The organism is Streptococcus sp. GMD4S, from assembly GCF_000296955.1.
Genome location: NZ_AJRE01000333.1, coordinates 1 through 769 on the forward strand (window position 1 = coordinate 1; position 769 = coordinate 769).

Genomic DNA, 769 nt, shown 5'->3' on the forward strand with positions numbered 1-769 from the left:
GATCAATAAGAGATCAAGGCTACGGTAAGTCTTTTTGAACTTTTCCATTTCCCCAAGTCGCAAGTGTTCAAGAAAGTCATTGATAAAGCTTTCGGCAGGAATGTACTTGACACGCGCATCAGGAATATTTTTCAAAATCTCATTTCCAATCGCATTGAGTAAGTGAGTCTTTCCAAGACCAGGTCCTCCATAGATGAAAAGAGGATTATAAGTCAGAGCTAAATCTTCAGATACAGCTAGTGCAGCAGACACCGCCCAAACATTACCATCACCTTGAATAAAGTTATCAAAGGTATATTTTTCTTTTAACCCTGTTTCGGAATAGGGAATCGTTGGTAGTGCAGGTGTGTAATCGTAAGTAGAGACACTATTCGTATCATTTACTTGAGGAGATTCTGTACTCTGAGGTTTAGTGAAAATATAGTGAGGTTTGATTTCAGAATCATAAATTTCAAAACCAGCAGCAATGATAATATCTTTTAATTGCTTTTCCCACACCATTTCCATCTCTGATCTCGGTAGAAATATAGTAGCTGTATTTTCTTCTACTTTGATGAGTTCAGCAGGTGTAGCATAGAAATCATACATAGATCGAGTCAATCTTTCTTGAGCAAATTCTAAAATACGATTCCAAAATTGCTTTTCTTTCAACTAATTTTCCTCCTTTACTATGATTTTAGTAGTTTAGTGCTAGACTTATTTTACCATAGATAATAGGATTTTTCCACAGATTGGGGAAAAGAATCCACAATGTTAGCAGTATTTATCC

The 769-nt window shown here is 35.8% G+C and carries 1 protein-coding gene; it reads right to left on the minus strand.

The window, feature by feature from the left end; all coding sequences use genetic code 11:
- On the minus strand, positions 1-651 hold a 651-nt coding region (locus GMD4S_RS09745), incomplete at its 3' end, for a DnaA ATPase domain-containing protein (RefSeq protein ID WP_000660624.1).
- Positions 652-769 lie beyond the last annotated feature (118 nt).